This is a genomic window from Tautonia sociabilis (assembly GCF_003977685.1).
Lineage (GTDB): Bacteria > Planctomycetota > Planctomycetia > Isosphaerales > Isosphaeraceae > Tautonia > Tautonia sociabilis.
In genome coordinates this window covers 1-1,351 of record NZ_RYZH01000119.1, presented here as the reverse complement: position 1 = coordinate 1,351, position 1,351 = coordinate 1, and the positions used below count along the sequence as shown (strand labels likewise).

Below are 1,351 nucleotides of genomic sequence, written 5' to 3'. Positions count from 1 at the left end.
TCCTTAGCCTGAGGGATTCTCTGGACACTTTCATGGGCCATAATGGTCCCGGAAGGAGTACCAAAGATGACCAAGAAGAGCACGACGACCGACTCCCAGGATCGAGGCCGCTTCTCGGCCAGGCGGAAGACCGACGCCGTCATCCGGCTGCTCCGGGGCGAGGACCTGGAGACCCTCTCCCGGGAGCTGGGCGTCACCGCCGCCACGCTCTCCTCGTGGCGGGAGGCGTTCCTGGATGGCGGCACGGCGGCGATGAAGAGCCGACCGACCGACGACCGGGATGAGGTCATCGCCCGGCTCCAGGCCAAGGTCGGCCAGCTGACCATGGACAACGAGCTGCTCGACCGGAAGTGCCAGCACCTGGAGGATGGCCGCCCTTTTGCGTCGAGGAGGCGGAGCACTTGAGCCGCTCCGTCTCCCCCGGCACCGGCAAGCGGTATGGGATGCAGCGGGTCTGCCGCATCTTCGGCCTGGCCCGCTCGACGGCGTACTATCTCAAGGCCCGTGAGGCCATCCCGCCCGAGCGGCGGCCCGTGCCCCGGAAGCGGGGGCCGGTCGGGGCCGCCACCGACGAGGAGCTGGTGGCCCACATCCGCCGGGTGCTGGCCGAGTCGCCCTTCCACGGCGAGGGCTACCGCAAGGTCTGGGCACGGCTCCGCCACCAGGGCATCCGCACGGCGTCCGAGCGGGTGCGGCGGCTGATGCGGGAGCATCACCTCCAGGCCCCCCGCCGGGCCGGCAACCCGCACGGCCCGGTGGCCCACGACGGCACGATTACCACCGAGGAGCCGGACACGATGTGGGGCACCGACATGACGACCACCGTCACCACCGGCGAGGGCACCGTGCATGTCTTCGTGGCGGTGGACCACTGCACCTGCGAGTGCGTCGGGTTGCACGTGGCCAAGCGGGGCGACCGGTTCGAGGCGTTGGAGCCGCTCCGCCAGGGGGTGCGGGAGCACTTCGGCGGGTTCGACCGGGACATCGCCCGTGGGCTGTCGATCCGGCACGATCACGGCAGTGCGTACATGAGCGACGACTTCCAGCGGGAGCTGGCCTTCCTCGGCCTGGAGAGCTCGCCGAGCTTCGTGCGGGAGCCCGAGGGCAACGGCTGCGCCGAGCGGTTCATCCGCACCCTCAAGGAGAATCTGCTGTGGGTGCGGGTCTTCGCCACGGTGGCGGAACTCGCCGAGGCGTTGCGGGGGTTCAAGCGGACCTACAACGAACGATGGCTGATCCTCCGTCACGCCCACCGGTCGCCCGACCAGGTGCGACGTGACCTCCTCGCTGGCGTCCCGGCGGCGGCGTGAGTACCATCAAGTTCCCGTCCAGAGAACCCAAAGGCCATACA

The 1,351-nt window shown here is 69.6% G+C and carries 1 pseudogene; it reads left to right on the top strand.

The window, feature by feature from the left end:
- Window positions 1-66: 66 nt before the first annotated feature.
- Window positions 67-1,310: pseudogene (locus TsocGM_RS25595) on the top strand (IS3 family transposase).
- Window positions 1,311-1,351 lie beyond the last annotated feature (41 nt).